Raw genomic sequence first — 22,151 nt, forward strand, 5'->3', positions numbered from 1 at the left:
CCGAGTTCCCGACCGGCCCGCACTTTCTTTGTGGTTCCGGCCGTCTCGGTTCCCGATGCACGGACAGACGCGTGTACTCGTCGGAGTAGTCGTCGTGATGCTCCTCGGAATGGGACCGGTGGGGGCGGTGGGACCGGCAGGGGAAATAGGTCACGCAGGGGAAGCGAGACCAGCGGGAGACGTTGGGGTATCGCCGAGCGAAGACACCGCGAGACAGCAGGTGTCGTGTGACTACGAATCGCTGTACGACCGGACGATAGGCTCGGTCGTCTCGGTGCGGGTGTTGACCGGGCAAGGACAGGGACTCGGCTCCGGGTTCGTCTACGACGACGAGGGCCACGTCGTCACGAACCAACACGTCGTCGGGAACGCCTCAACGGTCGAGGTCCAGTTCAACCGCGGGCAGTGGCGCACCGCCGAGGTCGTCGGGACGGACGTGTACAGCGACCTCGCGGTGCTGGACGTGAACCGCGTGCCGGACTACGCGACGCCGCTCGAACTCGCGGACGACGCGCCCGAGCAGGGCCAACCGGTCGGCGCGCTCGGGAGTCCGCTCGGCTTCGACGCCACCATCACGGACGGCATCGTCAGCGGGACCAATCGGTCGCTCCCCGCTGGCGGGCCGGAGGGACCGCTGTTCACCATCCCGAACACTGTCCAGACTACCGCGGCCATCAACCCCGGTAACTCCGGCGGGCCGCTGGTGAACTGCGAGGGACAGGTCGTCGGCGTCAACACCGCGACCCTCGCCGAGAGCGAGAACACTGGGTTCGCGGTCCCGGCGAGTCGAGTCGCGCGCGTCGTCCCGGCGCTCATCGAGAACGGGTCGTACGCCCACTCGTACCTCGGTATCTCCTCGGTTGACGTGTCGCCGCTCGTCGCGCAAGGGAACGACCTCGACGTGACCCGCGGCGTGCTGGTCCGTGAGGTCCTGCCGGGCGGTCCCGCCGACGGCGTGTTGCAGGGCGACACCGGGACCGCACAGGTCCAAGGCGTCGAGGTGCCCCGCGGCGGCGACGTGATTCTCGCCATCGACGGCAACCGGATTCGCTCGGGCGAGGACCTGTCGAGCTATCTCACGCAGACTCGACCCGGCCAGACGGTGACGATGACCATCCTGCGCGACGGCGAGCGGATGCGGGTCCAAGTCGAGTTGGGCGAGCGTCCGGAACCGGGCGAGGAGTTGTAGGAGAGCGCGAGAACTCCTCGCGGAGACGCGGCGTTCTTTTCACCGCAATCGGCCGCCGACTATTATAGCCCTCGGACCGTAGACGTATCAAATGCGCGTACTGGTGACTGGAGCGACGGGGTTCGTCGGGGGACGCCTCGTGCCCGCTCTACTGGACGCTGGCCACGAGGTCGTCTCGCTCGTGAGGGACGCCGAGGACTACGACGCCCCGGAAGGAGCGGCGGTCGTAGAGGCCGACTTGTTGGAACCCGAGAGCTTGGAGGGCGTCTTCGAGGGCGTCGAGGCGGCCTACTACCTCGTCCACTCGATGCGGACCGGGAGCGGCTTCGCCGAGCAGGACCGGCTCGCGGCCCGGAACTTCGTGGCGGCCGCACGCGGGTCGGACCTCCGGCGGGTGGTCTATCTGGGCGGTCTCGGCGAGACCGGCGACGTGCTGTCCGAACACCTCAAATCCCGCCGGGAGGTCGAGACGATTCTGACCGAGGGCGCGAGCTTCGAGTTGACGACGCTCCGGGCCGCCATCGTCGTCGGCGACGGGAGCGCGGGGTTCGAGATGATTCGGGAGTTGGTCGGCAAGCTACCCGTGATGGTCGCGCCGAAGTGGGTCCACAACGAGTGTCAACCCATCGCCGTCGACGACGTGGTGGCCTACCTCGTCGGCGTCCTCGACCACCCGGAGACGGCGGGCGAGACCTACGAGGTCGGCGGACCGGACGTGCTGACCTACGCCGAGATGATGCGGGAAACCGGACGAGTAATGGGTTACGAGCCCCGAATCGTCTCCGTGCCCGTGTTGACGCCGAACCTCTCGGCCTACTGGGTCGATTTGGTGACCGACGTGCCCAAGTCCATCGCTCACCCCCTCATCTCGGGGCTGAAGAATCCCGTCGTCGCCGACGACGCGCCCATCCGCGAGCTACTGCCGATAGAGCTGACGACCTTCGAGGAGGCAGTCGAGCGCGCGCTGGCCGACGCGGAATGAGCCGGGAGCAAAGCGAACGTGGCTCCTCGGGGGAGACCCCGGCGACGCGGTACGGCGAGACGTGGGTCTACGAGAGCATCGTCGGCGCGATTCCGGGCCTATCGCTGTCCCAGCCGGTCGCGGTCGGCGTCCAGTTCGCGCTGTTCGAGGGCCTGATTCTTCTGTTCGCGGCGGTCTACAACCTCTGGCCCGCGGTGCCCGCGGGGACCGCCGCGGTCGCGGTCGCGGCCGCGGGGAGCTACCTCATGCTGGCGCTCGGCGACGAGATACGCCGGATGGAGACCCCCGACGCGTACCGGCGGCTCCTGTTCTCGTCCAGCATCGAGGTCGTCCTCGGCGTGGTGTCGTTCGTCGCGCTCCTGACGTACCTGTTCACGCTGGACGCCCGGAGCGGGCAGGTGCCCCTGCTGGCGTTGCTCCTCGGCGAGTCTCCGCCAGCACCCGCGGTGTTTCTCACCCTGCTGGTGCTGTGGGACCTCTGTTACCGCATCGGCACGGGGTGGTGGGCCAGCCTCACGGGACTCGTCCGGACGGTACAGTACGGCGACCAGTTCGACGCAGTGGGCCGCAAGCAACTGCTCCGCATCGACCTGCTGACCATCGGGTTCGCGGTGGTCCAACTGCTACTGGTACCGTTCGTCTGGGGCCGGAGCCTGCTGGTCGTGGCCATCGTCGGCCACGTCGTCGCGGTGACGCTGGTCTCGGGGGCGTCGGCGGTGCTGTTGGGGCGCGAACAGTAGAACCGTTCTCAGTATCGCTCGGCGATTCGCTCGCCGGTCTCCAGTCCCGACCGGAGCGCGGCGTGGATGCGTCCCTCGCCCGCCACCCAGTCACCGGCGAAGAACAGGTCGGCCTCGGCTCCTCGGTCGAGGATTTGGGCGTCTGCCCCGCGGTCGGGGAGCGCGTCGCGCCAGCGCACCACGTCGGCCCAGTCGAACTCGTAGCGGTCGGGGTCGTCCAACAGTTCGGCGGCCGCGTCGGCGGCCTGCACCGCGATTTCGTCGTCGGCGTCGTCGTAGCGGTGGCGCGACCACTCGGGCGAGGGCTGGACGACCAGCAGGCTCTCGCCGTCGGGGACGTGGCCGGGCTTGCACTCCTCGCGGGAGACCCACCCGAGGTCGTGGCTCTTGTCGGTGTTGACGAGCGCGTAGTACGGCAGGTCGGCCCGGTCGGGGTAGTGGAGCGCGACCGAGAGGAGCGTCCGGTAGGGCACGTCGGCGGCCGCCTCCACGAGGTCCTCGCGGAGCGCGTCGTCGCCCGCGCCCCAGTCGGCCCGGTCAAGGAGGTACGCGGTTGTCGGCGCGGGCGGCGTGAGGACCACGGCGTCCGCGCGCTCGTCGCCCGCCATCGGCGAGTCGGGGTCGGCGACCTCGAACTCGACGCGCCACTCGTCGTCCCCCTCGCGGGTGAGCGCCGTGACCTCCACGCCGGTGCGGACCGTCGCGTCGCTCGCGTCGCGGAGTCGCTCGCCGAGCGTCGCCAGTCCATCGCGGTAGGACCACTTGCGGTCGTCGTCGCCGCGGCCCGCCGAAATCTCGCCGTCGGCGTCGAACGTCCAGACCGGTCCCGCGGTGTCCACGAGTCCGTCGGCGAGGTCGCCCGACAGCAGGTCGGCGACGCGCTCGTCGTCGTCCTTGCAGTAATTCGCGCCCACGTCGTACACGCAGTCGTCTCGCCGGTGGGTGGCCGCGCGGCCGCCGACCTCCTCGCGGCGCTCGAACACCGTCACCTCGGCGTCCGTCTCGCGGAGCGCGTACGCGACCCCGAGTCCGGCCACGCCCGCGCCCACGACGGCGATGTCGGTCATGGGAGGAGGGTAGGCCGCTCGGGGGAAAAGGGTACTCCTCGGGTCGGGCGGCGGAAGTGGTCGAGGCGGACGACGGGGGAGTCGAGGCGGACGGCGGGGGAGTCGAGGCGGACGGCGGGGGAGTCGAGGCGGACGGCGGGAGTGGGGCGAGCGCGCATCGTCATCGGCCACTACGAGCGCACGACTCCGCAGACCACCGCACACGTCTCCACAGACTACCGCAGGCACACGTCTCCACAGACCACCGCAGGCACACGACTCCACAGACCACCGCAGGCACACGACTCCACAGACCACCGCAGGCACACGACTCCACAGACCACGGGATGCGCCGCCCGCTCGGCCGCGCCTGCGGTTCCGCGCGGCCGAGCGCGCAGGCGGGGAGGTTCGGGGCGCGGTGCCGTGCGGTCGCCGTGCGGTCGCGGTCTGACAGGAGTCGGAGATAGTCCGCGTTGCCGTCGCGGTGCGGTTGCCGTCGCGGTGCGGTCTCGGGCCGCGTTACCGTGCAGTCGCAGTGCTGACCTCATCGGAGTCGGCGGTAGCGAACAGCGGAATAAAAACACCAATATATTGTTATTGAACTTCTATAGCTGCTTCTAAAACACACATATATGTCTCTAAAACGCACATAGATACCTCTACCGCAGGCGGACTTACTACGTCTCCACGCCGCAGTCGGCCGCACCAAAAGAAATCCTAGTCTCGGATGTCGATTCTGCCCTCGTCGTCGGTCTCCTCGACGGGTTCCGCGAGGGGCAGGTGGACCTCCAGCACGCCGTTGCGGTACGAGGCCGTAATCTCGTCTTCGAGAATCTCCTCGGGAATCGTCACCTGCTCGGCGACGCGCCGGGAGCGCGTGACTTTGCTCCGGACCGCGATTTCGTCCGCGCGAGCGGGCTTGCGGGCGTCGGTGCGCTCGTCGCCAGCGCGCTCGCCGCCGGTCTCCTCGTGCGTCTCGTTCTCCGCGGCGAGGGTCAGCACGCCGTCGGCGAATTTGAGGTCGATCTCCTCGCGCTCGAAGCCCGGCAGGTCCGCGACGAAGACGTACTCGTCGTCGTGGCGCTTGAGGTCCATGCGTACGTCCTCGCCCGTGCGAGAGCGTCCGCCGCGGGGCGTCCCGAGGTCGCCGAGCGAACCCTCGGTCCACATTCGGGTGCGCATCTGTTCGAACATCCGGTTCATCTCCTCGAAGGGGTCGTGTCGCTCCATTCTAATTCACCGACTACCTATAGGCGAGCTGAGGAGATAAAGATAGCAGGATACGTGCTATCACGCGGCCGAAATCGAAAGATACTGCTCTGCCGACGGTCGGCGACCGGCGGTCGTTTCCGGCGAGACCGGGCGCGAGAGTGGGTTATTTTTACGCTCGATACGTTCGTCCAAAGTATGTCGGAGAGTAAAAGTTCGGACTGGGAGTTCTACGTCGAGGAGAACGTCATCGTCGGGGAGTTCCCGGAGGAGACGGAACTCACCGGTCCCGAGAGCGACAAGATGGTCGAGGAGTTCGGGAAACTGCTGGAGCGGCCGGAAACCGACGCTCACGTGACGGTCCTCCGTTCGAGGGAACCGTACTCCAAAGAGGGCCAAGAGAACCTCCGCAAGTCCGCGGAGGCGAGCGTTGACCACGGCGTCACGCGGTGGGCCGTGGTCGCGGCGGGAACGAAGCAGTTGACGATGAAGACCACAGCGGACATCGACGGTCTCGAAGTCGAGACGTTCGACCTCGGCGAGAAAACCGACGCCATCGAGTGGGCGCGAGGCGACTGACGTAGTGGGGAGTCGTCCGAACGGTTCCGCGGCGGCGTGCCGACTCGACCGAAAACGCGTCAGTCGAGCAGTCCCTCTTCCTCGAAAACGTCCCGCAGTTTCTCCATCGTGGCGACCACCACGTCGCAGGAAGGCCGGACCGCCGACTTCGGGACGAACCCGACCGCGAGGCCAGCGATTTCGAGCATGGGAAGGTCGTTCGCGCCGTCGCCGACCGCGATGGTGTCCCGGATGTCTATCTCGCGCTCGCCAGCGAGGCGTTCGAGGGCGTCGTCTTTCGTGCCCTCGATGAGCGGCCCCTCGACCTCGCCGGTGAGTTCGCCCTCCTCGACTGGGAGGCGATTGGCGACGATGGTGTCCACCGAGACGCCCTCGCGTTCGAGGGCGACTTCGACGCCGCGCTCGAACCCGCCGGTCAGGACCGCGGTGGTCACGCCCGCCTCGTTGAGTTCCCGGATGACCGTCGCCGCGTCGGGGCGCAGGTAGACCTGCTCGAAGGCCTCCTCGGCCTTCGCGTCCGGGAGTCCTTCCAGCAGGGCCGCCCGGTCCCGGAGACTCTTGGCGTAGCTAATTTCGTCGTTCATCGCTCGCTCGGTGATATCGGCCATCTCGTCGGCGACCCCCATCTGCTCGCCGAGGAGGACCGTCATCTCCGAGTCCGAGAGCGTGCCGTCGAAGTCGAACGCGACCAGCGTCATGGCCGGGGGTTGGTCTGCCGGGGGCTTGAAACGAACGGAAGGCGCGGGCGTTGCGAGTCGAAATCCCGACGAGCGAACGGTCGACTCGGAAACGAGACGGCGCCGGGACAACACTCATTACGGACACAAACACAAACAAAATGGCGACCAAGAACATCGGCATCAGAGAGGACGTGTACGAACACCTCAAAGCTCACAAGCAGGGCGACGAGAGCTTCTCGGACACTATCCAGCGACTCCTCGAAGACGCCGAGGGAGACTGGCGAACGAACTTCGGCTTCCTCGACAGTGAAGCGGGCGAGTCGTTGGCCGAAGCCGTCGAAGCCGAACGCGAAAAGTTCGACGCCGAGGTAACCGAGCGACAACGCGAAATCGTTGACGCCTTCAGCGAGGACGACGGCGAATGAAACTGCTCGACGCCTCGGTTCTCGTCGGCTACGCACAGGGCGAGCGAGCCGCCGCAAAGTACCTCGAACGGAACGACGACACGGTCTTCGGTGCGCCGAGCATCGTTCTTTCGGAGGTGTACACGGGTCTCTTCCGAACGACGGAGATGAGTCGTGAAGAAGTGAAAGCGAAGTACGGGTGGGTCCGAGCGGTCCCGTTTACCGACGAAGTCGCGCTCGAAACCGCCGACATCCGTGCCGCGCTCAGTTCGCGTGGGGAGAAAATCAACGCGAACGACACCTACATCGCTGGAACTGCACGAGCGTTCGACGTACCGCTCGTCACGGCCGACGGGGACTTCGAGAAGGTGGACGGTCTCGAACTCGAACGATACCGCGAGCAGTAGGACCGACACGTACTGTTATCGACCGACGACCGTCTCCACGTTCGCGTCCACGTCGAAGTGCTTGCCGCCGCGAAGCACGTCGTAGCCGAAGAAGAGGAGCGAGAGCGCGCCGACCGAGGAGACGACGAACAGTGCGACCTCCGCCTGCGAAGCGGTGCCCGCGAGAACGCTCGACAGGTAGCTGCCGGGGAGTATCACCGCGAACAGCGCGTAGGTGAGCGCGACGAAGTGCCGCCACGAGAGCGCGAGCGGGCCGACCGACACCGACTTCACGCTTCCGGCGACGAGCGCGGCGACGCCAGCGAGCGCCATCGCGGGGACGACGACGCTCGCGGTGAACGCCCCGACCCCGAAGACGGCGACGAACGCTCCGACGAGGAGCAGGTCGAAGACGCCGAGATACCGGAACGAAGATTGTTTCATAGCGACACGTCCACCGGAAGCGACCTAAAAGTAGCGTCCGGCGGCCGCGAGCATTCGACGAACGTCAAGGTCTGGCGACCGCGAGCGTTCGGCGACCGCCAAGGTCTGGCGGCCGCGAGCGTTCGGCGACCGTCAAGGTTTGGCGACCGCGAACGTCCGACTGTCACGAGTCCCCGCCGAAGAGTGAGTCTTTAACCGACGCTCCGCCTATCGACGCACATGACACACTTCCCGGAGTTCGAAGTCGTGCCCGCGGTGGACATGCAGGACGGCGAGGTCGTCCAGTTGGTCGCTGGCGAGCGCGGCACCGAGACGACCTACGGCGACCCCGTGGCGGCCGCCGAGCAGTGGGTCGAGCGTGGTGCCGAGACCCTGCACCTCGTGGACTTGGACGGCGCGTTCGAGGGCGAGCGCGGGAACGCCCCGGCGGTCGAGGCGGTCCTTGACGCGGTGGGCGAGGGCGTGGACGTGCAGTTGGGCGGGGGCATCCGGACCGTCGAGGACGCGACCGACCTCCTCGGTCGCGGCGTGGACCGCGTAATTTTGGGCACCGCGGCGGTCGAGAACCCCGAAATCGTCGCGGAGATATCGGCGGAGTACCCCGGTTCGGTCACGGTGAGCCTCGACGCGAAGGACGGCGAGGTCGTCGTCTCGGGGTGGACCGAGGGCACGGGACTCGACCCCGCCGAGGCCGCGGCGCGCTACGAAGAACTGGGCGCTGGCGCGATTCTGTTCACCGACGTGGACGTGGAGGGCCAACTCGCTGGCGTCCAGACCGACCGCGTGCGCGAGGTGGTCGAAGCGGTCGATATCCCGGTCGTGGCGTCCGGCGGCGTCGCCACACTGGACGACGTGCGGGCGCTCCGCGACGCGGGGGCCGCCGCCGTCGTCGTCGGAACCGCGCTCTACGAGGGCGAGTTCACGCTCGAAGAAGCGAAGTCGATTTGAGTCGCGGGTCAGCGAGCGAGCGCACCGACGGCGGCGGTCAGTCGGGCGGTCAACCGCCGTTCGGCCGGTCGCGCTCGCCGTTCGGCCAGCAGGTACGCGCTGGTGACGAGCAGTGGCACACCGAGGACTCCTCCGTCGCCGAGCGACAGGAGTCCGCCCACGAACAGTCCGAGGAGCGTCAGGGCGTCTCTCTTTTGTATCTCCATCTTCCCAACAGGAATTACGGTCAACTATTTAATATAAGTTCGTCAGACGCTCGTCACATCCCCGCGCCGGAGGCCGTCACTGCGCGCCGGAGGGCAACGACCTTGTGGCTCGGGACGAACTGTCGGGTATGAGCGACCGAACCGCCGCGGTGACCCGCGAGACCGCGGAGACCGACATCGACGTGACCCTCGACGTGGACGGCGACGGCGACGCCACCGTCGAGACCGGCGTGGGCTTTTTCGACCACATGCTCGAAAGCTTCGCCAAGCACGGCCTGTTCGACCTGACGGTGCGCTGTGACGGCGACCTCGACATCGACGACCACCACACCGTCGAGGACGTGGCCATCACGTTGGGCGACGCCTTCGAGGAGGCCCTCGGCGACAAGCGCGGCATCGAGCGATTCGCCGACCGAAAGGTCCCGCTGGACGAGGCGGTCGCGGGCGTCGTCGTGGACGTGAGCGGGCGACCCCTCTTCGAGTTCGACGGCGAGTTCTCCCAGTCCAGCGTCGGCGAGATGACGAGTCACATGGCCAAGCACTTCACCCGCTCGCTGGCCATGAACGCGGGCCTGACCCTGCACGTCGCTATCTCGGGCGAGAACGCCCACCACGAAATCGAGGCGATGTTCAAGTCGCTCGCGCGGGCGCTGGACGACGCGACGAGGATAGACGAACGCCGGAGCGACGTGGCGAGTACAAAGGGACAGTTGTAACGCCGAGCGAAGTCGCCACGGCGCTTCGGACCGGAATCAGTCCTCGGCTTCGGCCGTGATTCGGTACACGTCGCCGTCGTACTCGACGAAGTACGGTTCGCAAACGCCGAAGGGCGGCCGAGACGAGTCGTACTCCTCTATCGTGATCGCCTCGGAGTCGTACTCGCGGAGGAGTCCGAGCGCGTCGCGCAGTTGGTCGCGCCGCAGGACCTGCTCGGCGATCAGTCGCCGAGGGTCTGCGTCCGCGGGCGGAGTATCGACTCGGGCGAGGTCGTATTTCGCGGGACGACTCCACTCGTCGTCGGGGTCCCCGCGCGTCGAGGTCGCGGTCAACGAGTCGCCACCGCGCTCGACGCTCGCAATCGCGTCGCTCGGCGTCACTTTCACGGGGTCGCCGAGCAGGTCGAACGCGACTGCGTGGGTCACGCGGTCGTCCATGCCGACGGTGAAGGCGTACCGACCGCCGCCCAGATATCCCACGTCGTGGCCATCCTCGCATGTGACTGGTTCGCCGTGGAAGACGCGCAGGGCGTCCGTTCGGGTGGTTCCGGGAGAAAGATGCGTGAGTGGAAGCGGCGTCACCTCCGGCGCGACGCGGTACCAATCTCCGTCCGAGAGTTTGTAGAGGTGCCACTCCAGCGGGTTCCCCTCGACGACATCGTGGGAACGGTTGACGAACTCGAAGTCGAGGCGACCCGGAACGACGGCCTCCTCCGCACTCGGTGTCAGATACACCTCGGTCGTCGAGTCGGCCTCGTGGTACCACGCCATCTCGTCGGCGTCCGGAAGCAGAGGGAGGCCGATTCCGGCGAACTGCGAGTCCCCGTCCGGACCGGGAGCGTCGGTGTCCCAAATAGCGACCGAGAACCCCTCAGACGGGCTACCGAAACGGTATCGACCCGGCGCGACGTCGTCCGCGTCGGGGTGGCCGAGCAGGTAGTACTCCCCGGCTACCTCCTCGTCGGGGTCGAGCCAGAGGGATTCGGGTTGTTCCGGCGGGACCTCGGTTACGTGCCAGTGGCCGTTTTCTCGGCGTTCGTACTCCGGAGACGACTCGACGAGCGGGTGTTCCTCGGTCGGCGCGAGATAGAGAGTCGCGTCGTCGGAACGGTCCGACCCACGTAGGCGTGAGAAACTGACGCGGTCGAACGGTGGTATCGAACTCGTCCGGAACTTGGCTCGGAACTCGTTCCAGTTGGTAGCCGTCGCTCGGAGGACGGCTGGCGCGTCGCTGGTCGCCGTCGTGACCCACTCCAACTGGACGCTGGCCCCGGTCGCGGTGCCGTATCCCGTCGAGACGAGCGACGCGGTGCGAGGCCCTGTCTGCAGGTCGATGACCTCCGGTTGGCGTCGCGACATGTAGTGACCGACGGCCCAGTCCCACATGAAGATGGTAGGAACGACCGGGAGACCCTTAAGAGGCGCTTCCGTTAGCAAAGCCATGTTCGACGAGATTATGCAGAAGTTCGAGGGCAGTCCCTCCCAACAGGCGGTCATCCGACTGCTCCTCGAACGGGGCTTCTCGGTCAACGACGAGGGGCGGGTCGTCTCCGGGAGCATCGAGATTCCCAACACCCAAATCGCCCGCGAAATCGACGTAGACCGGCGCGTCGTGGACTCCACGACCGACGCCATCCTCGAAGACGAGGAGTTGCGCCGCATCTTCCAGAACATCTCCTCGATTCCGAGCCTGATGGACCTCGCGCCCGTCCTCGATTTGCACGTCCTGACCGTGGACGTGTCCGACGCCGACCGGCCCGGCATCGTGGCGACCATCACGACCCTGCTGGCCGACGACGGCATCTCCATCCGCCAGACCGTCAGCGAGGACCCCGAGTTCACCGACGACCCGCGCCTCTATCTGGTGACCGACGAGGAGGTCCCCGGCGACCTGCTGAACGAACTGAAGCGCCTCGACTTCGTGCGGAAAATAGAACTCCAGTGAGTCGTCGCGGAGTCTCCACCGACCCGCGCCAACCGGTCAGGGGGACGCGTCGTCGAGCGACTTGCGGTAGGTGAGGACCTCGAACCGGCCGCGCTCGCGGGCGTCGGTCCGCTCGTAGCCGTGTTTCTCGTAGAGACCCTGCGCGGCCCGCTGGCGGGCGGTCGTTTCGAGGACGAGTTCGCCGTAGCCGAGTCTCGCGGCGGCCGCTTCGAGTTCGACCAGCACGGCCTCGCCGAACCCTCGGCGGTGGTGGTCGGGGTCTACCCGCATCCGAGTCACCTCGGCCGTCTCGCCGTCGCGGGGTTTCAGGCCGCCCATCGCGACGACCGCGCCGTCGAGTTCGCCGACCAGAAACTCCCCGCCGGGGTCGATGTAGGTCTCCTCGACCGCCCGCAGGTCGTCGGTCCAGCCCTCCTCGTCGGGTCTCGCGTCCACCGCTTCGAGGGCCTCGCGCTCTAAGGTCAGCACGCGGTCGCCGTCGCTCGGTTCGTAGCGCCGCAGTCGGAGGTCCGCCGTCACGCTCGGACCGAGGAGAGCCGCGCTGAAAAGCCGCCCGCCTCCGAGCGGGACCGGGCGGTGCGGTCGCCGCGCCGGTGGCTCCCCCGCGGAGCGTCGCGCCCACCTATTTCCGTGTCCGACCCGTAGACGACTGCCATGACCTTCGACTCGAACCGACGCCGGTTCCTCGCGCTCGCGGGCGCGACCGGCGCGGTCGGACTCGCTGGCTGTGCCGGAGACGCGCCGTCGGCCGACGGGAACGCGACCACCGAGGAGACCGACTCGGACGGGACGACGACCGGGACGACGGACGCCGAGAGTGGCGACTCGCTCCCCGAGGAGGTCGGACTGGAGACGCTGGCGACCGGGTTCGAGATTCCGCTGGACGTGGCGTTCGCGCCCGGCGCCGACCGGCGCTACGTCGCCGACCAGCGGGGTCGCGTCTTCGTCAACGAGGGCGAGGGGGTGCGCGAGGAGCCCTTCCTCGACCTCCGGGAGACCGTCACCGTGGGGAGCGAGACCGGCCTGCTCGGCATCGCGCTCCACCCGGACTTCGCGCAGAACCGCCGCGTCTTCGTCCGGTACAGCGCCCCGCCGCGCGAGGGCACGCCCGACGGCTACAGCCACACCTTCGTCCTCGCGGAGTTCGAGGCGACCGACGACGGTCGCCGAGCGAAGCGCGACTCCGAGGAGACGATTCTCGAAATCCCCGAACCGCAGGGCAACCACAACGCCGGGTCGGTCGTCTTCGGTCCCGACGGTCTCCTCTACGTCGGCGTCGGCGACGGCGGGTCGGGCGGCGACCAAGGCACCGGCCACGTCGAGGACTGGTACGACGCCGTGGAGGGCGGCAACGGACAGGACGTGACCGAGAACCTGTTAGGGAGTGTCTTGCGAATCGACGTGGACGGCGAGGCGTCGGAGACGCCTCGAAACGGAGGCGGTGAAACCGCCGACGGCGGGCAGGGAGGGAAGCCCTACGCCATCCCCGAGGAGAACCCCTTCGCTGGCGACGACAGCGCGGGTCTCCCCGAACACTTCGCGTGGGGCTTCCGGAATCCGTGGCGGATGACCTTCGACCGCGGAGACCTGCTGGTCGCCGACGTGGGCCAGAGCGGTTACGAGGAGGTCTCGCTGGTCAAGCGGGGCGGCAACTACGGCTGGAACGTCAAGGAGGCGACCCACTGCTACTCCGCGGACGACTGCCCGGACAGCACGCCCGAGGACGTGCGCGGCGGGGAACCGCTCGTGGACCCCGTCATCGAGTACCCTCACGGCGGCGAGGGCGTGACCGGCGTCTCGGTCATCGGCGGGGCGGTCTACCGCGGGTCGGCGATGCCCGACCTCTCTGGGGTCTACCTCTTCGCGGACCTCGCGGCCCGCGGGCGACTGTTCGCCGCGACGCCGCCCGAGTCGCGGGGCGGTAACGACGGTGCTGGCGGTGCTGGCGGTGGGTCGGGCGACGGCGACCTCTGGCCGACCCGAGTCGTGGACGTGGCCGACGACGCCGGGAAAGTGAGTCGGGTCTACTCGTTCGGCCGGGACGCCGACGGCGAGGTGTACGTCTTAGCGAGCGGCGACGACGGCGGCGGTCTGCATCGGGTCGTCCCGGCGTAGTCGCGTCTCGCCGACCAAGCGATTCGGGCTCCTGTGGCCCGCGGAACTTTACCGCGTCGGTGACAAGACGAGGGTATGGTCGAACTCCCCGACGAGCGCGAACGCCTCGCGTGGTGGGGCCTCACGTTGGCGGTCGCGGGCGTCTTCGCGTTCGTCCTCTGGTCGTTCGTCGGGACCATCGTGCTGGGCATCTTCATCTACTACGGCGCGCGACCGCTCTACCGGCGGCTCAGGACCGAGTTCTCGTCGGACCACGCCGCCGACCTCACCCTTCTCATCGTCCTCGTGCCGGTGTTCGCGCTGGTCGGCTACACCGTCCTCGTGGGCCTCGACCAGTTGAGCCAACTGACCGGGACCGACCTCGAATCCTACGCCCGGTTCGTGCCGGGGTCGCCCGAGCAGGCGACCGCGCTGGTCGAGAACGCGCGGGGCCTCCTCGGTTCCGGCCCGATGCGGGGCCAGATGGAGCAGGCCCTCTCGGCGGCAATCGGGGTGTTCACGACGCTGACCGGGGGACTCGCCCACCTCGTCCTCGCCTTTCTGCTGGCGTTCACGCTCCTACGCGAGGACGACCGCATCGCGGCGTGGTTCCGCGACCAGTTCGGTGCAGAGGGGTCGGCGGTCTACGCCTACGCCGAGGCCGTGGACGAGGACCTCCGGACGGTGTACGTCGGCAACGTCCTGACCGTCTTCGCGGTCATCGTGCTGGGACTGGTGGTGTACAACGGACTGGACCTCCTCGCGCCGCCCACCATCGGCGTGCCGGTGCCGACCCTCCTCGCACTGCTGACCGGACTGGCGACGCTCGTGCCGCTCGTCGTCGGGAAGATAGTCTACGTGCCCGTTGGCATCTATCTCGCGTATCTGGCCGCGACCGGGCCGGGACCGCTCTGGTTCCCCGCGGTCTTCTTCGGGGCCTGCTTCGTCCTGCTGGACTTGCTTCCGGTCGCGGTCCTCCGGCCGTACATCGCCGGGCGGAACATCCACGGCGGACTGATGATATTCGCCTACATCGGCGGGACGATGCTGTTCGGCTGGTACGGTCTCTTCCTCGGCCCCCTGCTGGTCGTGGTGGGCGTCCACCTCGCCAGAATCGTCCTGCCGGGACTGGTCCACGGCGAACCGGTCACGGGCGTCGTCCGGGCCGCCGAATCGCTCGGGGCCGACCCCGAGACCGTGGCCGAAGGGCCGACGGCCGACGAGTCCGGGGCCGAGGAGCCGACGACCGACGGAGGGAAGACCGGGGAGGACGAAGCCGCGAGCGAGCGCGAGGAATGACCGACGACACGTATCTCACGCTGGCGGGCCGGGGGCAGGCGACCTTCGAGATTCGCGGCTCGGAATTTATCGGCCACGCCGCGCCCGCCGCCGACCGCGACGAGGCCGAGGAGTTCGTCGCCGAGGTTCGGGCCGAGTACGACGACGCGACGCACAACGTCCCGGCCTACCGGGTCCGGGAGTCGAGCGGCGGCGGGTCGGCGTCCGGTGGCGACGCCGGGACCAGTCGCGGGATGCTCCGGGAGTACGGCGACGACGACGGCGAACCCTCCGGGTCGGCGGGCAAACCCGCGCTGAACGTCCTCCAGCAGGAGGGCGTCGAGAACGCCGTCGCGGTCGTGACCCGCTACTACGGCGGGACGAACCTCGGCGTCGGCGGACTGGCGCGGGCCTACTCGCAGGGCGTCAAGGAGGCCATCGAGGAGGCCGGAATCGTCACGGAGCGCCCCCACGAGCGGTTCTCGGTCGGCGTCGAGTACGACGATTCGGGGACCGTGCGGGGAATTTTAGAGAGCGCGAGCGGCGAGGAGGGCGCGACGTTCGACGCCGAGTACGCCGAGCGCGTGACGTTCGAGGTCCGAGTGCCCGTCGAGGAGGCCGAGGGGCTTCGGGACCGCATCCGGAGCGCGACGAGCGGTCGGGCCGACATCGGCGGCGCTAGCGGCGGCGACGCTACCGGTGGCGACGAGTGAGCGAAATCGGCTTTTCTGCCGTCACGAGACCTGAACGTCCGCTAACTGCTTGGCGAACGTTTATACCAGCCGCGTGAATTATCGAGTTCATGAAACCACCGAGTGCGAGCGCGGTCGCGGGCCTGTTCGTCGTGGTTCTCGCCGTGGGGGCCGGGTCGGCGTTCCTCCTCGACGTGGACGGCGACGGCATCCCGACCCGCGAGGAGGTCGGCGCGACCGACCCCCTCTCGGCCGACACCGACGGCGACGGACTGGACGACGACGTGGAACCCGGATTCGGGTCGGACCCGACCGTCGCGGACACCGACGGCGACGGCCTGACCGACAGCGAGGAGTACTGGGGAAACCGGGGTTACGATAGCCTCGGCGTCGGTACCGACTCGCCGTTCGAGTGGAAGCGGTCGGACCCCGCCTCGAAGGACTCCGACGGCGACGGCATCGCGGACGCCGCGGAGGTCGAGGCGGGACTGAATCCGACCGCGAAAGACAGCGACGGCGACGGCCTGTCGGACCCCCGCGAGCGGGAGGGACCGACCGACCCGGCGAACCGGGACACCGACGGCGACCAGTTGCTCGACGGATGGGAGGTCCGCGGCGAGACCGACGGAGGCGCGAACATCGCGGAGGCTGACCCGCTCCACAAGGACGCGTTCGTCCACGTCCTCTACCTGCGCGGAGCCGACGAGACGCTTCCCCTGCCGGTGTTCTCTCGGACGAAGGAGTGGTTTCGTGAGATGCCCGTCCGGAACCCCGACGGCGAGACGGGCATCGACGTTCACGTCACCGACGAACAGCGCACCGACCGCTCCATCGACGAGTGGGTTCACGAGGACGGGAACACGACGTTCGGCGTCGGCGGGTACATGGTGATGCGGGAGTTCTACAACCGCGAGACCATCGGCGCGAACACGGGGAGCCACTTCCTCGTCGTGATTCCGGGCGACGACGTGCCGGTCCGGGGCGGCGGGAACGCTGGCGGGTCGAAGACCTCCATCATCCGCCAGTGGCAGGGCGGCGACAGCACGACCGAGCGGCGGTACGCCCGGACCATCGTCCACGAGATGCTTCACAACATGGTCCGGGAAGTCGGCGGGCAGGACTGCAACGGTCAGATGCACACCTGCGAGGGGTTCCTCTCGTACACCGAGGACACCTACCTCTCGGAGCGAGCGACCCGGAAACTGAACCGAAGCGGGTTCGTCGGACCGGTGTACCCCGAGCAGATGAACGCGACGAACTGCGAGGAGACCATGTACTACGAGGACCAGTGCGGCGTCGAACCGGGTCCCGAGCGGTGAGTCGCGGCGTCGAGACCGGTCTCAGCCGCCGAGGGGGACCCCGCCGAACACGACCAGCGCAATCGCCCAGTACGCTACGTAGAGACCGCCCAACAGGTAGCCGTGCCACCGCTTCAGGCGGCCCTCGTGGAAGAAGTAGGCCGCGAGCGCGGTCACGAGGACGACCGCCGGGAGGTGGAACGTCGCCACCGACGACGAGACGGTGAGTTCGCTCAACAGCAGGATGACGCCGACGTTGCCCGTCACCGAGAAGAGGACGCTCCCGATGACGTTGCCCACGCCGATTTCGGGGACGCCGCGTCGGACCGGTTCGAGCGTGAGCAACAGGTCCTCAAAGGTCAGAATCGCGGTCAGCACGGTCGCGCCGAAGACGGTCCCGTCGATGCCGACCCCCTCCACGACGACCCCGGAGCCCGCTTCGAGGAGCATCGACGCGAAGACGATGCCGACCAGCGAGACGACCGCCAGTCCGACCCACAGCCACCCCGCGCCGGTGCGGCCGGAGACGAGGCGGTCTTCCGGAATCTCGGACACCGACGCGGGCAGGGCGCGGCCGCCGTCCGAGCGAACCGACTCGCCGAGTTCGGTGTTCCGGAAGACGGGCGTGTCGCGCCGGTACTCCCGGACGATGACGTAGCCGAACGTCAGGACGAACGACCCGACGAGTAGGACGCCGTGGACGGCGGTCAGTGTCCCCGCGAGGACGAACGGGACCAACAGGAGCGGCCCGACCGCGAACAGGACCACGTAGTCGGTCGGCAGGTCCACCGGAAACGGCTCCACGACGGCGGCCAGCGCGAGCGTGACCCCGACGATGGCGAGGCCGGTCCCGAGTGCCGTCCCGAGCGCCGCGCCTTCGAGTCCGCCCGCCGAGAGGACCAGCGCCAACACCGTGTCGTCGAACTCGAACCCCGTGAAGACGATGGCGAGCGCGAACAGCGACAACCGCAACCCGAACGCGGCCCGCGTCAGATAGCTGATGAGCTTCTCGACGCAGACCGTCATCAAGGCCGCGCCCCCGAGCAGGACGAGTACCGCACCGGCCAGCCCCTGTCCGCCGACGACCTCCTCGATTGCGCCCTCGATGCCGCCCTCGCCCTCCTCGCCGTCGTCCTGCGCGAAAGTCGCGTCGTGCGGGCGTCCGTGGCTCTGCCCGGCCACCGGCGCGACGCCACCCGCGACGACGAGCAACGCGACCGCTACCAACCCGATTCCCACCCCCCAGCGTGACATACTCGATTACACGACGCGGAGCCTCATGTACCCTCGATTCCCGGTAGACGAGTCCGTTGAAAGATTATACACGCGAGGCCGAGCGACGAGCCGACGGGTCGCGCCGAGCGACACACAAAACATATCGCCGGGAAAGCCGAACTACCGCGACATGAGCGACGCCCACACCGGCGACGCCGACCGCGACCCCGACGGCGACCGGAATCCGGACGCCGAAATCGACGGCGACCCCGACACCGACCTCGCCGCCGTCGAACTCGACTTCGGCGAGACCGGTCGCATCCCCGCCATCGCACAGGACGCCGACACCGGCGACGTGCTGATGCTGGCCTACGTCACCCCCGAAGCCGTCGAACAGACCCGCGAGACCGGGCTGGCCCACTACTACTCCCGGAGCCGCGAGGAGTTGTGGCAGAAGGGCGCGACCAGCGGGCACGTCCAGCAGGTCCGGGAGGTCCGCGCGGACTGCGACGGCGACGCCCTGCTGTACCTCGTGGAGCAGGAGGGCGGCGCGTGTCACACCGGCTACGAGTCGTGTTTCTACCGCACCCTCGACGGCGAGGTCGTCGGCGAGAAAGCCTTCGACCCCGACGACGTGTATGAGTAGCGCCACCGAAGCCGCGGCCGACGACCTGCCCGAGGAGTTAGCGGACGCCGACGCGGCCTACCGGGACGTGGAGGCCCGCATCGAGGACCACGGCGAGGAGACCGTCGAGCGAGTCGCCGACGCCTACGACCGGGCGACCGACCTGCTGGACCGCTACGAGGACCAAGCGACCGGCACCGGCAAGGAGAACTTCAAGAACTTCATCCAGTTTCAGGAGCGGTTCTCCTCGCTGGTCGAGGAGTTGCCCGAGGACCTGCCCGAGCGCAACGCCTTCGAGGACGCCGACGACCGCTTCGACAAGCGCCGACTCAGCGAGTCGGACTTCGCCGCGGCCCGCGACCGACTCGCCACCGCGAGCGACATCGCGGGTCTGCTGGACGAGCGCCGGGACGCCCTCGCGGAGTACCGCGAGGTCCGCCGGGAGGTCGGTCACGCTCTGGTGGACGTGCGCGAGGAGATTTCCGAGCGCGAGCGACTGGTCGAGTTGGGCGACGCCGACTTGGACGCCCCGGTCGAGGAGATACGCGACCCCATCGAGGCGTACAACGAGGCGGTCGGCGAGGCGTTCGACTCGTTCCGGTCGTCGGCCAGCGCCCGCGAGGTGCTGTCGTTCGTCGCCGCGACGGAGGACTACTCGCTGGTCGAGTTCCGCGACCCGCCGGACGCCCTTCGGGAGTACGTCGAGACCCGCGACGTGGGGACCGAACCGATTTCTGACCTGCTGGAGTACGCCCGCTACTCGAACTCGAAGCTCGACCACTACGTCGAGGAGCCGACCGCGCTCAAGCGCGCGGTGGCGACCAACGAGACCTACCTCGAACGACTCGACGCCGACCCCCTGCGACTCGACTGGCCCCCGCGGTCGGCCGCCGACCTCCGGTGGCGCATCGAGGAGCTAATCTCGGTCGTCGCCCGGTTCGCCGACGACGAGGTGGTCGCCGACCTGCGCGCGGTCCAGTCGCTCGTGCGCGACGACGCCCGCTTCGAGCGCCTGCGGACCGCCGCCGAGGCGAAGACGGAACTGTCCGATTCGGAGCGCGAGAAGGTAGCGAGCGGTGCGATAGAATCGGAACTGGCGGAGTTGCGCGAGAAGAAAGCGAGATTGGAAGACGCCCGCGAGGAGTATCCCGAGCGGTGAGCCGCTACGATTCCGGCCAGCGGCACGTCGGGTCACTCCAGTGATTGGTGAACGTTCCGGGAGATGTGGGGTAGCACGTGGCCCGACAGGTAGCCGGTGAACGCACCGCCGAACGCCGCGACCGGGACGATGGCGATCAACGGCATGGTCCCCCAGACTAGCGTCAGGAAGGTCAGGTCTAGTCTGGCCGCCGACGAGAGCGACGCCGCGTTGAACCACACCAACGCGCCGAAGGCGGCCCACGAGAGACCAGCGCCGAGCGTCGTCGTCAGGGCACCGTACCCGAGTTGGGCGTCCACGGTGGCGCTGGTCCGCCCCGCGACGAGACCACCGACGACGAGCGAGCCGCTGGAGACGAGCAACGAGTCGGTCGCCAGAAACAGGGCGGTGAAGACGGCGACCTGACCGAACGCACCGAGTGCGAGCGCCTTTCGATTCATGGCGCAGTTTTAGTTCAGATATAATATAAATTTGTGGGAACAATCGGGCGGAGCGTCAGACCTCGGCTTTCGCGGCGCGAAGCTGACCTTCCAGTTCCGCGGCTAGCTCCTCGGCGCGGGCCTCGTCGCGGGCCTCGGCGTAGATGCGGACCATCGGTTCGGTCCCGCTCGGGCGGGCCAGCACCCACGCGTCGCCGTAGTCGATTCGGTAGCCGTCGAGGGTGGTGGTCTCGGCGTCGGACTCCTCGGCCTCGCGCTCGGCCGCGGCCAGCAGGGCGTCGCGCTCGGCGTCGGTGTCGTACTCGACGTTGATGCGGACGTTGTGGTAGCCGTCGTAGGGCGCGACGACCTCGCTGGCGGGGCGGTCGGCCAGCAGTTCGAGGAACCGGGCGGCGGTGTAGGCACCGTCGCGCGAGAGCCGGTAGTCGGGGAAGAAGATGCCGCCGTTGCCCTCGCCAGCGACCGGGACCGGCTTGCCCTGCTCGCGGAGTTCCCGGATGCGAGTGATGATGTTGGTCGAGCCGATGGGCGTCAGTTCGAGGTAGGCGTCCTGCTCGTCGGCCACGTCCACGAGGCGCTGGGAGACGTTGACCGCCGAGACGACCGACTCGCCGGGGTCGAGTTCCGCGGCCGCGAGCGCGGCGAGCGTGGCGTCGCCCTCGACGTACTCGCCGTTCTCGTCGTAGAAGATGGCGCGGTCGGCGTCGCCGTCGTGGGCGATTCCCACGTCGGCGTCGGTCGCCTCGACGAGTCGGCCGAGGTCGCCCAGATTCTCGGGGACGGGTTCGGGGTTCCGGCCGGGGAAGTGGCCGTCGGCCTGACTGTTGGCGGTGACGACCCGACAGCCGAGTTTCCGGAAGAACTCGGGGCTGGTGAGCGACCCGGCTCCGTGGCCGGGGTCGAGCGCGACGGTCAGGTCGGCGTCGGCGATGGTCTCGCGGTCTACCGCGTCCAGCAGGGCCTCGACGTACTCGCGGCCCGCGCCCTCGACGCGGCGGCTCTCGCCGGTCTCGCTCCAGCGCGCCGAGTCGAACTTCTCGGCGAGGAACTTCTGTTCGATGCGCTCTAGCTCCTCGACGGAGAGTTCCACGCCATCGACGCCGATTAGCTTGACGCCGTTGTACTCCGGCGGGTTGTGCGAGGCGGTTATCATCACGACCGGCATTTCGCGGCGCTCGGCGTAAGCCTGCGCGCCCGGCGTCGGGATGATGCCCAACCTGTCTACGTCCGCGCCGACGCTGGCGAGACCGCTCGCGGCCGCGTCGGCCAGCATCTCGCCGGTCGCGCGGGTGTCGCGTGCGACCGCCACTCGCTCGGTCCGCCAGACGGTGCCCGCCGCCTTGGCGACCTTGAGTACGAACTCGGGAGTCAGCGCCTCGTTGGCGACTCCGCGAGTACCACTGGACCCGAACACTTTCATACGACACGCTCGGGACCCGCGGGCAAAAGTTATTCCGGAGCGCATCCAGCGAGGGAGTCGTTCACTCCCTTAGCGGGTTGACGGGTCGAGAGCGTGGCCGTTCGAGAACCGAATCGAGCGCGGCGTCGAAGGCACCGACTCGACGCGACGACGACACCGACCCGACGCGACGACGACACCGACCCGACGCGACGACGACACCGACCACCCGGCGCGTGCTGGTGCGACGCCGCCGTGGGTCGCACCAACCGCGCGAGGGAGGAGTAGCGCAGTGAAACGAGCAACGCAGTCGGTTGGGGAGGGTGTGGGCCGCGGTCGCGGTGCTGTGCGGTGCGGGGCGGAAAATCCTTGGAGTCGGCGATAGCTGGAGTCGGCGATAGCCCGCTGTGTGGGTGCTGTGCGGTAGACTCCCGTGTTCAAGCCTGAAGCTAGCTTCCTGCAGATTGGCGTTTCGTC

The 22,151-nt window shown here is 68.2% G+C and carries 25 protein-coding genes; 15 read left to right on the forward strand and 10 right to left on the reverse strand.

The genetic code is table 11. The features are described from left to right. Positions 1-55 precede the first annotated feature (55 nt). The 3 genes from EPL00_RS19875 to EPL00_RS19885 all read left to right on the forward strand — a co-directional run bounded on the left by EPL00_RS19875 (position 56) and on the right by EPL00_RS19885 (position 2,911). Positions 56-1,189: a S1C family serine protease gene (locus EPL00_RS19875; protein ID WP_202932722.1), complete on the forward strand. Its 1,134-nt coding sequence runs from the start codon at positions 56-58 to the stop codon at positions 1,187-1,189. Between the two features lie 91 nt (positions 1,190-1,280). Further along, positions 1,281-2,171, forward strand: coding sequence for an NAD(P)H-binding protein (locus EPL00_RS19880; RefSeq protein ID WP_135854892.1), 891 nt, complete (start codon positions 1,281-1,283; stop codon positions 2,169-2,171). After that, positions 2,168-2,911: a DUF7530 family protein gene (locus EPL00_RS19885; protein ID WP_135854891.1), complete on the forward strand. Its 744-nt coding sequence runs from the start codon at positions 2,168-2,170 to the stop codon at positions 2,909-2,911. The genes EPL00_RS19880 and EPL00_RS19885 overlap by 4 nt, the downstream gene beginning before the upstream one ends. Positions 2,912-2,919: 8 nt before the next feature. Here the strand turns inward: EPL00_RS19885 and EPL00_RS19890 are convergent, their stop codons facing one another. Continuing rightward, complete coding sequence (locus tag EPL00_RS19890; RefSeq protein ID WP_135854890.1) at positions 2,920-3,978, reverse strand: NAD(P)/FAD-dependent oxidoreductase; 1,059 nt, start codon at positions 3,976-3,978, stop codon at positions 2,920-2,922. 696 nt (positions 3,979-4,674) lie between these two features. Continuing rightward, positions 4,675-5,187 (reverse strand): Hsp20/alpha crystallin family protein, encoded by a 513-nt coding sequence (locus EPL00_RS19895; protein WP_135854889.1) that lies wholly within the window; start codon positions 5,185-5,187, stop codon positions 4,675-4,677. Positions 5,188-5,364: 177 nt separating this feature from the next. Here EPL00_RS19895 and EPL00_RS19900 point away from each other — a divergent pair, with 177 nt between their 5' ends. Then, complete coding sequence (locus EPL00_RS19900) at positions 5,365-5,745, forward strand: STAS/SEC14 domain-containing protein (protein ID WP_135854888.1); 381 nt, start codon at positions 5,365-5,367, stop codon at positions 5,743-5,745. A gap of 59 nt (positions 5,746-5,804) precedes the next feature. Here EPL00_RS19900 and serB read toward each other — a convergent pair whose 3' ends face one another. Continuing rightward, positions 5,805-6,443, reverse strand: coding sequence for a phosphoserine phosphatase SerB (gene serB, locus EPL00_RS19905; RefSeq protein WP_135854887.1), 639 nt, complete (start codon positions 6,441-6,443; stop codon positions 5,805-5,807). A 140-nt stretch (positions 6,444-6,583) separates the two neighbouring features. On the opposite strand from serB, the gene EPL00_RS19910 reads away from it, so the two are divergent. Together EPL00_RS19910 and EPL00_RS19915 are read left to right on the forward strand one after the other, a co-directional pair. Continuing rightward, a complete protein-coding gene (locus EPL00_RS19910; protein WP_135854886.1) occupies positions 6,584-6,850 on the forward strand; it encodes an antitoxin VapB family protein in 267 nt (88 codons plus the stop codon). Beyond that, positions 6,847-7,236, forward strand: a complete 390-nt coding sequence (locus tag EPL00_RS19915; RefSeq protein WP_135854885.1) for a PIN domain-containing protein — start codon at positions 6,847-6,849, stop codon at positions 7,234-7,236. The genes EPL00_RS19910 and EPL00_RS19915 overlap by 4 nt, the downstream gene beginning before the upstream one ends. 15 nt (positions 7,237-7,251) lie before the next feature. On the opposite strand, the gene EPL00_RS19920 is transcribed toward EPL00_RS19915, so the two are convergent. Continuing rightward, positions 7,252-7,659 carry a hypothetical protein gene (locus EPL00_RS19920; RefSeq protein WP_135854884.1) on the reverse strand — a complete coding sequence of 136 codons (408 nt, stop codon included), beginning with the start codon at positions 7,657-7,659 and terminating at the stop codon, positions 7,252-7,254. Between the two features lie 219 nt (positions 7,660-7,878). On the opposite strand from EPL00_RS19920, the gene hisA reads away from it, so the two are divergent. Continuing rightward, positions 7,879-8,607, forward strand: a complete 729-nt coding sequence (gene hisA, locus EPL00_RS19925) for a 1-(5-phosphoribosyl)-5-[(5-phosphoribosylamino)methylideneamino]imidazole-4-carboxamide isomerase (protein ID WP_135854883.1) — start codon at positions 7,879-7,881, stop codon at positions 8,605-8,607. Between the two features lie 8 nt (positions 8,608-8,615). Here the strand turns inward: hisA and EPL00_RS19930 are convergent, their stop codons facing one another. After that, positions 8,616-8,813: a hypothetical protein gene (locus EPL00_RS19930; RefSeq protein ID WP_135854882.1), complete on the reverse strand. Its 198-nt coding sequence runs from the start codon at positions 8,811-8,813 to the stop codon at positions 8,616-8,618. A gap of 128 nt (positions 8,814-8,941) precedes the next feature. Between EPL00_RS19930 and hisB the strand changes: the two genes are divergently transcribed. Continuing rightward, positions 8,942-9,529, forward strand: coding sequence for an imidazoleglycerol-phosphate dehydratase HisB (gene hisB, locus EPL00_RS19935; protein WP_135854881.1), 588 nt, complete (start codon positions 8,942-8,944; stop codon positions 9,527-9,529). Positions 9,530-9,565: 36 nt separating this feature from the next. On the opposite strand, the gene EPL00_RS19940 is transcribed toward hisB, so the two are convergent. Further along, complete coding sequence (locus EPL00_RS19940; RefSeq protein ID WP_135854880.1) at positions 9,566-10,888, reverse strand: hypothetical protein; 1,323 nt, start codon at positions 10,886-10,888, stop codon at positions 9,566-9,568. Between the two features lie 82 nt (positions 10,889-10,970). On the opposite strand from EPL00_RS19940, the gene EPL00_RS19945 reads away from it, so the two are divergent. Further along, positions 10,971-11,474 (forward strand): ACT domain-containing protein, encoded by a 504-nt coding sequence (locus EPL00_RS19945; protein WP_135854879.1) that lies wholly within the window; start codon positions 10,971-10,973, stop codon positions 11,472-11,474. A 36-nt stretch (positions 11,475-11,510) separates the two neighbouring features. Here EPL00_RS19945 and EPL00_RS19950 read toward each other — a convergent pair whose 3' ends face one another. Next, positions 11,511-11,993 (reverse strand): GNAT family N-acetyltransferase, encoded by a 483-nt coding sequence (locus EPL00_RS19950; RefSeq protein ID WP_135854878.1) that lies wholly within the window; start codon positions 11,991-11,993, stop codon positions 11,511-11,513. Positions 11,994-12,128: 135 nt separating this feature from the next. Here EPL00_RS19950 and EPL00_RS19955 point away from each other — a divergent pair, with 135 nt between their 5' ends. From EPL00_RS19955 to EPL00_RS19970, 4 genes are all read left to right on the forward strand, one after another. After that, positions 12,129-13,589, forward strand: coding sequence for a PQQ-dependent sugar dehydrogenase (locus EPL00_RS19955; protein WP_135854877.1), 1,461 nt, complete (start codon positions 12,129-12,131; stop codon positions 13,587-13,589). A gap of 75 nt (positions 13,590-13,664) precedes the next feature. Next, positions 13,665-14,867: an AI-2E family transporter gene (locus EPL00_RS19960; RefSeq protein WP_135854876.1), complete on the forward strand. Its 1,203-nt coding sequence runs from the start codon at positions 13,665-13,667 to the stop codon at positions 14,865-14,867. Continuing rightward, entirely contained in the window at positions 14,864-15,559 is a 696-nt protein-coding gene (locus EPL00_RS19965; protein WP_135854875.1) for an IMPACT family protein, read from the forward strand. The genes EPL00_RS19960 and EPL00_RS19965 overlap by 4 nt, the downstream gene beginning before the upstream one ends. An 89-nt stretch (positions 15,560-15,648) precedes the next feature. After that, complete coding sequence (locus EPL00_RS19970; protein ID WP_135854874.1) at positions 15,649-16,857, forward strand: hypothetical protein; 1,209 nt, start codon at positions 15,649-15,651, stop codon at positions 16,855-16,857. A gap of 21 nt (positions 16,858-16,878) precedes the next feature. On the opposite strand, the gene EPL00_RS19975 is transcribed toward EPL00_RS19970, so the two are convergent. Continuing rightward, a complete protein-coding gene (locus tag EPL00_RS19975) occupies positions 16,879-18,090 on the reverse strand; it encodes a sodium:calcium antiporter (protein WP_135854873.1) in 1,212 nt (403 codons plus the stop codon). A gap of 151 nt (positions 18,091-18,241) precedes the next feature. On the opposite strand from EPL00_RS19975, the gene hisI reads away from it, so the two are divergent. Next, positions 18,242-18,697, forward strand: a complete 456-nt coding sequence (gene hisI, locus EPL00_RS19980; RefSeq protein ID WP_135854872.1) for a phosphoribosyl-AMP cyclohydrolase — start codon at positions 18,242-18,244, stop codon at positions 18,695-18,697. Beyond that, positions 18,690-19,835, forward strand: coding sequence for a DUF7118 family protein (locus EPL00_RS19985; RefSeq protein WP_135854871.1), 1,146 nt, complete (start codon positions 18,690-18,692; stop codon positions 19,833-19,835). The genes hisI and EPL00_RS19985 overlap by 8 nt, the downstream gene beginning before the upstream one ends. A gap of 32 nt (positions 19,836-19,867) precedes the next feature. Here EPL00_RS19985 and EPL00_RS19990 read toward each other — a convergent pair whose 3' ends face one another. Further along, on the reverse strand, positions 19,868-20,275 hold the full coding sequence (locus tag EPL00_RS19990; protein WP_135854870.1) for a hypothetical protein: 408 nt from the start codon (positions 20,273-20,275) through the stop codon (positions 19,868-19,870). A gap of 55 nt (positions 20,276-20,330) precedes the next feature. Then, positions 20,331-21,695 carry a phosphoglucosamine mutase gene (gene glmM / locus EPL00_RS19995; protein ID WP_135854869.1) on the reverse strand — a complete coding sequence of 455 codons (1,365 nt, stop codon included), beginning with the start codon at positions 21,693-21,695 and terminating at the stop codon, positions 20,331-20,333. Positions 21,696-22,151: the final 456 nt, after the last annotated feature.

This window comes from Halorussus salinus, assembly GCF_004765815.2.
Lineage (GTDB): Archaea > Halobacteriota > Halobacteria > Halobacteriales > Haladaptataceae > Halorussus > Halorussus salinus.

Excerpts from the sequence above, each read along its gene's own strand:
- EPL00_RS19880 (WP_135854892.1), top strand. The coding sequence starts at position 1,281 with ATGCGCGTACTGGTGACTGGAGCGACGGGGTTCGTCGGGGGACGCCTC.
- hisB (WP_135854881.1), top strand. The coding sequence starts at position 8,942 with ATGAGCGACCGAACCGCCGCGGTGACCCGCGAGACCGCGGAGACCGAC.
- EPL00_RS19955 (WP_135854877.1), top strand. The coding sequence starts at position 12,129 with ATGACCTTCGACTCGAACCGACGCCGGTTCCTCGCGCTCGCGGGCGCG.
- EPL00_RS19985 (WP_135854871.1), top strand. The coding sequence starts at position 18,690 with ATGAGTAGCGCCACCGAAGCCGCGGCCGACGACCTGCCCGAGGAGTTA.
- EPL00_RS19940 (WP_135854880.1), bottom strand. The coding sequence starts at position 10,888 with ATGTCGCGACGCCAACCGGAGGTCATCGACCTGCAGACAGGGCCTCGC.
- hisI (WP_135854872.1), top strand. The coding sequence starts at position 18,242 with ATGAGCGACGCCCACACCGGCGACGCCGACCGCGACCCCGACGGCGAC.
- EPL00_RS19990 (WP_135854870.1), bottom strand. The coding sequence starts at position 20,275 with ATGAATCGAAAGGCGCTCGCACTCGGTGCGTTCGGTCAGGTCGCCGTC.
- EPL00_RS19945 (WP_135854879.1), top strand. The coding sequence starts at position 10,971 with ATGTTCGACGAGATTATGCAGAAGTTCGAGGGCAGTCCCTCCCAACAG.
- EPL00_RS19970 (WP_135854874.1), top strand. The coding sequence starts at position 15,649 with ATGAAACCACCGAGTGCGAGCGCGGTCGCGGGCCTGTTCGTCGTGGTT.
- EPL00_RS19920 (WP_135854884.1), bottom strand. The coding sequence starts at position 7,659 with ATGAAACAATCTTCGTTCCGGTATCTCGGCGTCTTCGACCTGCTCCTC.
- EPL00_RS19960 (WP_135854876.1), top strand. The coding sequence starts at position 13,665 with ATGGTCGAACTCCCCGACGAGCGCGAACGCCTCGCGTGGTGGGGCCTC.
- EPL00_RS19885 (WP_135854891.1), top strand. The coding sequence starts at position 2,168 with ATGAGCCGGGAGCAAAGCGAACGTGGCTCCTCGGGGGAGACCCCGGCG.
- glmM (WP_135854869.1), bottom strand. The coding sequence starts at position 21,695 with ATGAAAGTGTTCGGGTCCAGTGGTACTCGCGGAGTCGCCAACGAGGCG.
- EPL00_RS19875 (WP_202932722.1), top strand. The coding sequence starts at position 56 with ATGCACGGACAGACGCGTGTACTCGTCGGAGTAGTCGTCGTGATGCTC.
- EPL00_RS19965 (WP_135854875.1), top strand. The coding sequence starts at position 14,864 with ATGACCGACGACACGTATCTCACGCTGGCGGGCCGGGGGCAGGCGACC.
- EPL00_RS19895 (WP_135854889.1), bottom strand. The coding sequence starts at position 5,187 with ATGGAGCGACACGACCCCTTCGAGGAGATGAACCGGATGTTCGAACAG.
- EPL00_RS19900 (WP_135854888.1), top strand. The coding sequence starts at position 5,365 with ATGTCGGAGAGTAAAAGTTCGGACTGGGAGTTCTACGTCGAGGAGAAC.
- EPL00_RS19975 (WP_135854873.1), bottom strand. The coding sequence starts at position 18,090 with ATGTCACGCTGGGGGGTGGGAATCGGGTTGGTAGCGGTCGCGTTGCTC.
- hisA (WP_135854883.1), top strand. The coding sequence starts at position 7,879 with ATGACACACTTCCCGGAGTTCGAAGTCGTGCCCGCGGTGGACATGCAG.
- serB (WP_135854887.1), bottom strand. The coding sequence starts at position 6,443 with ATGACGCTGGTCGCGTTCGACTTCGACGGCACGCTCTCGGACTCGGAG.
- EPL00_RS19890 (WP_135854890.1), bottom strand. The coding sequence starts at position 3,978 with ATGACCGACATCGCCGTCGTGGGCGCGGGCGTGGCCGGACTCGGGGTC.
- EPL00_RS19915 (WP_135854885.1), top strand. The coding sequence starts at position 6,847 with ATGAAACTGCTCGACGCCTCGGTTCTCGTCGGCTACGCACAGGGCGAG.
- EPL00_RS19910 (WP_135854886.1), top strand. The coding sequence starts at position 6,584 with ATGGCGACCAAGAACATCGGCATCAGAGAGGACGTGTACGAACACCTC.
- EPL00_RS19930 (WP_135854882.1), bottom strand. The coding sequence starts at position 8,813 with ATGGAGATACAAAAGAGAGACGCCCTGACGCTCCTCGGACTGTTCGTG.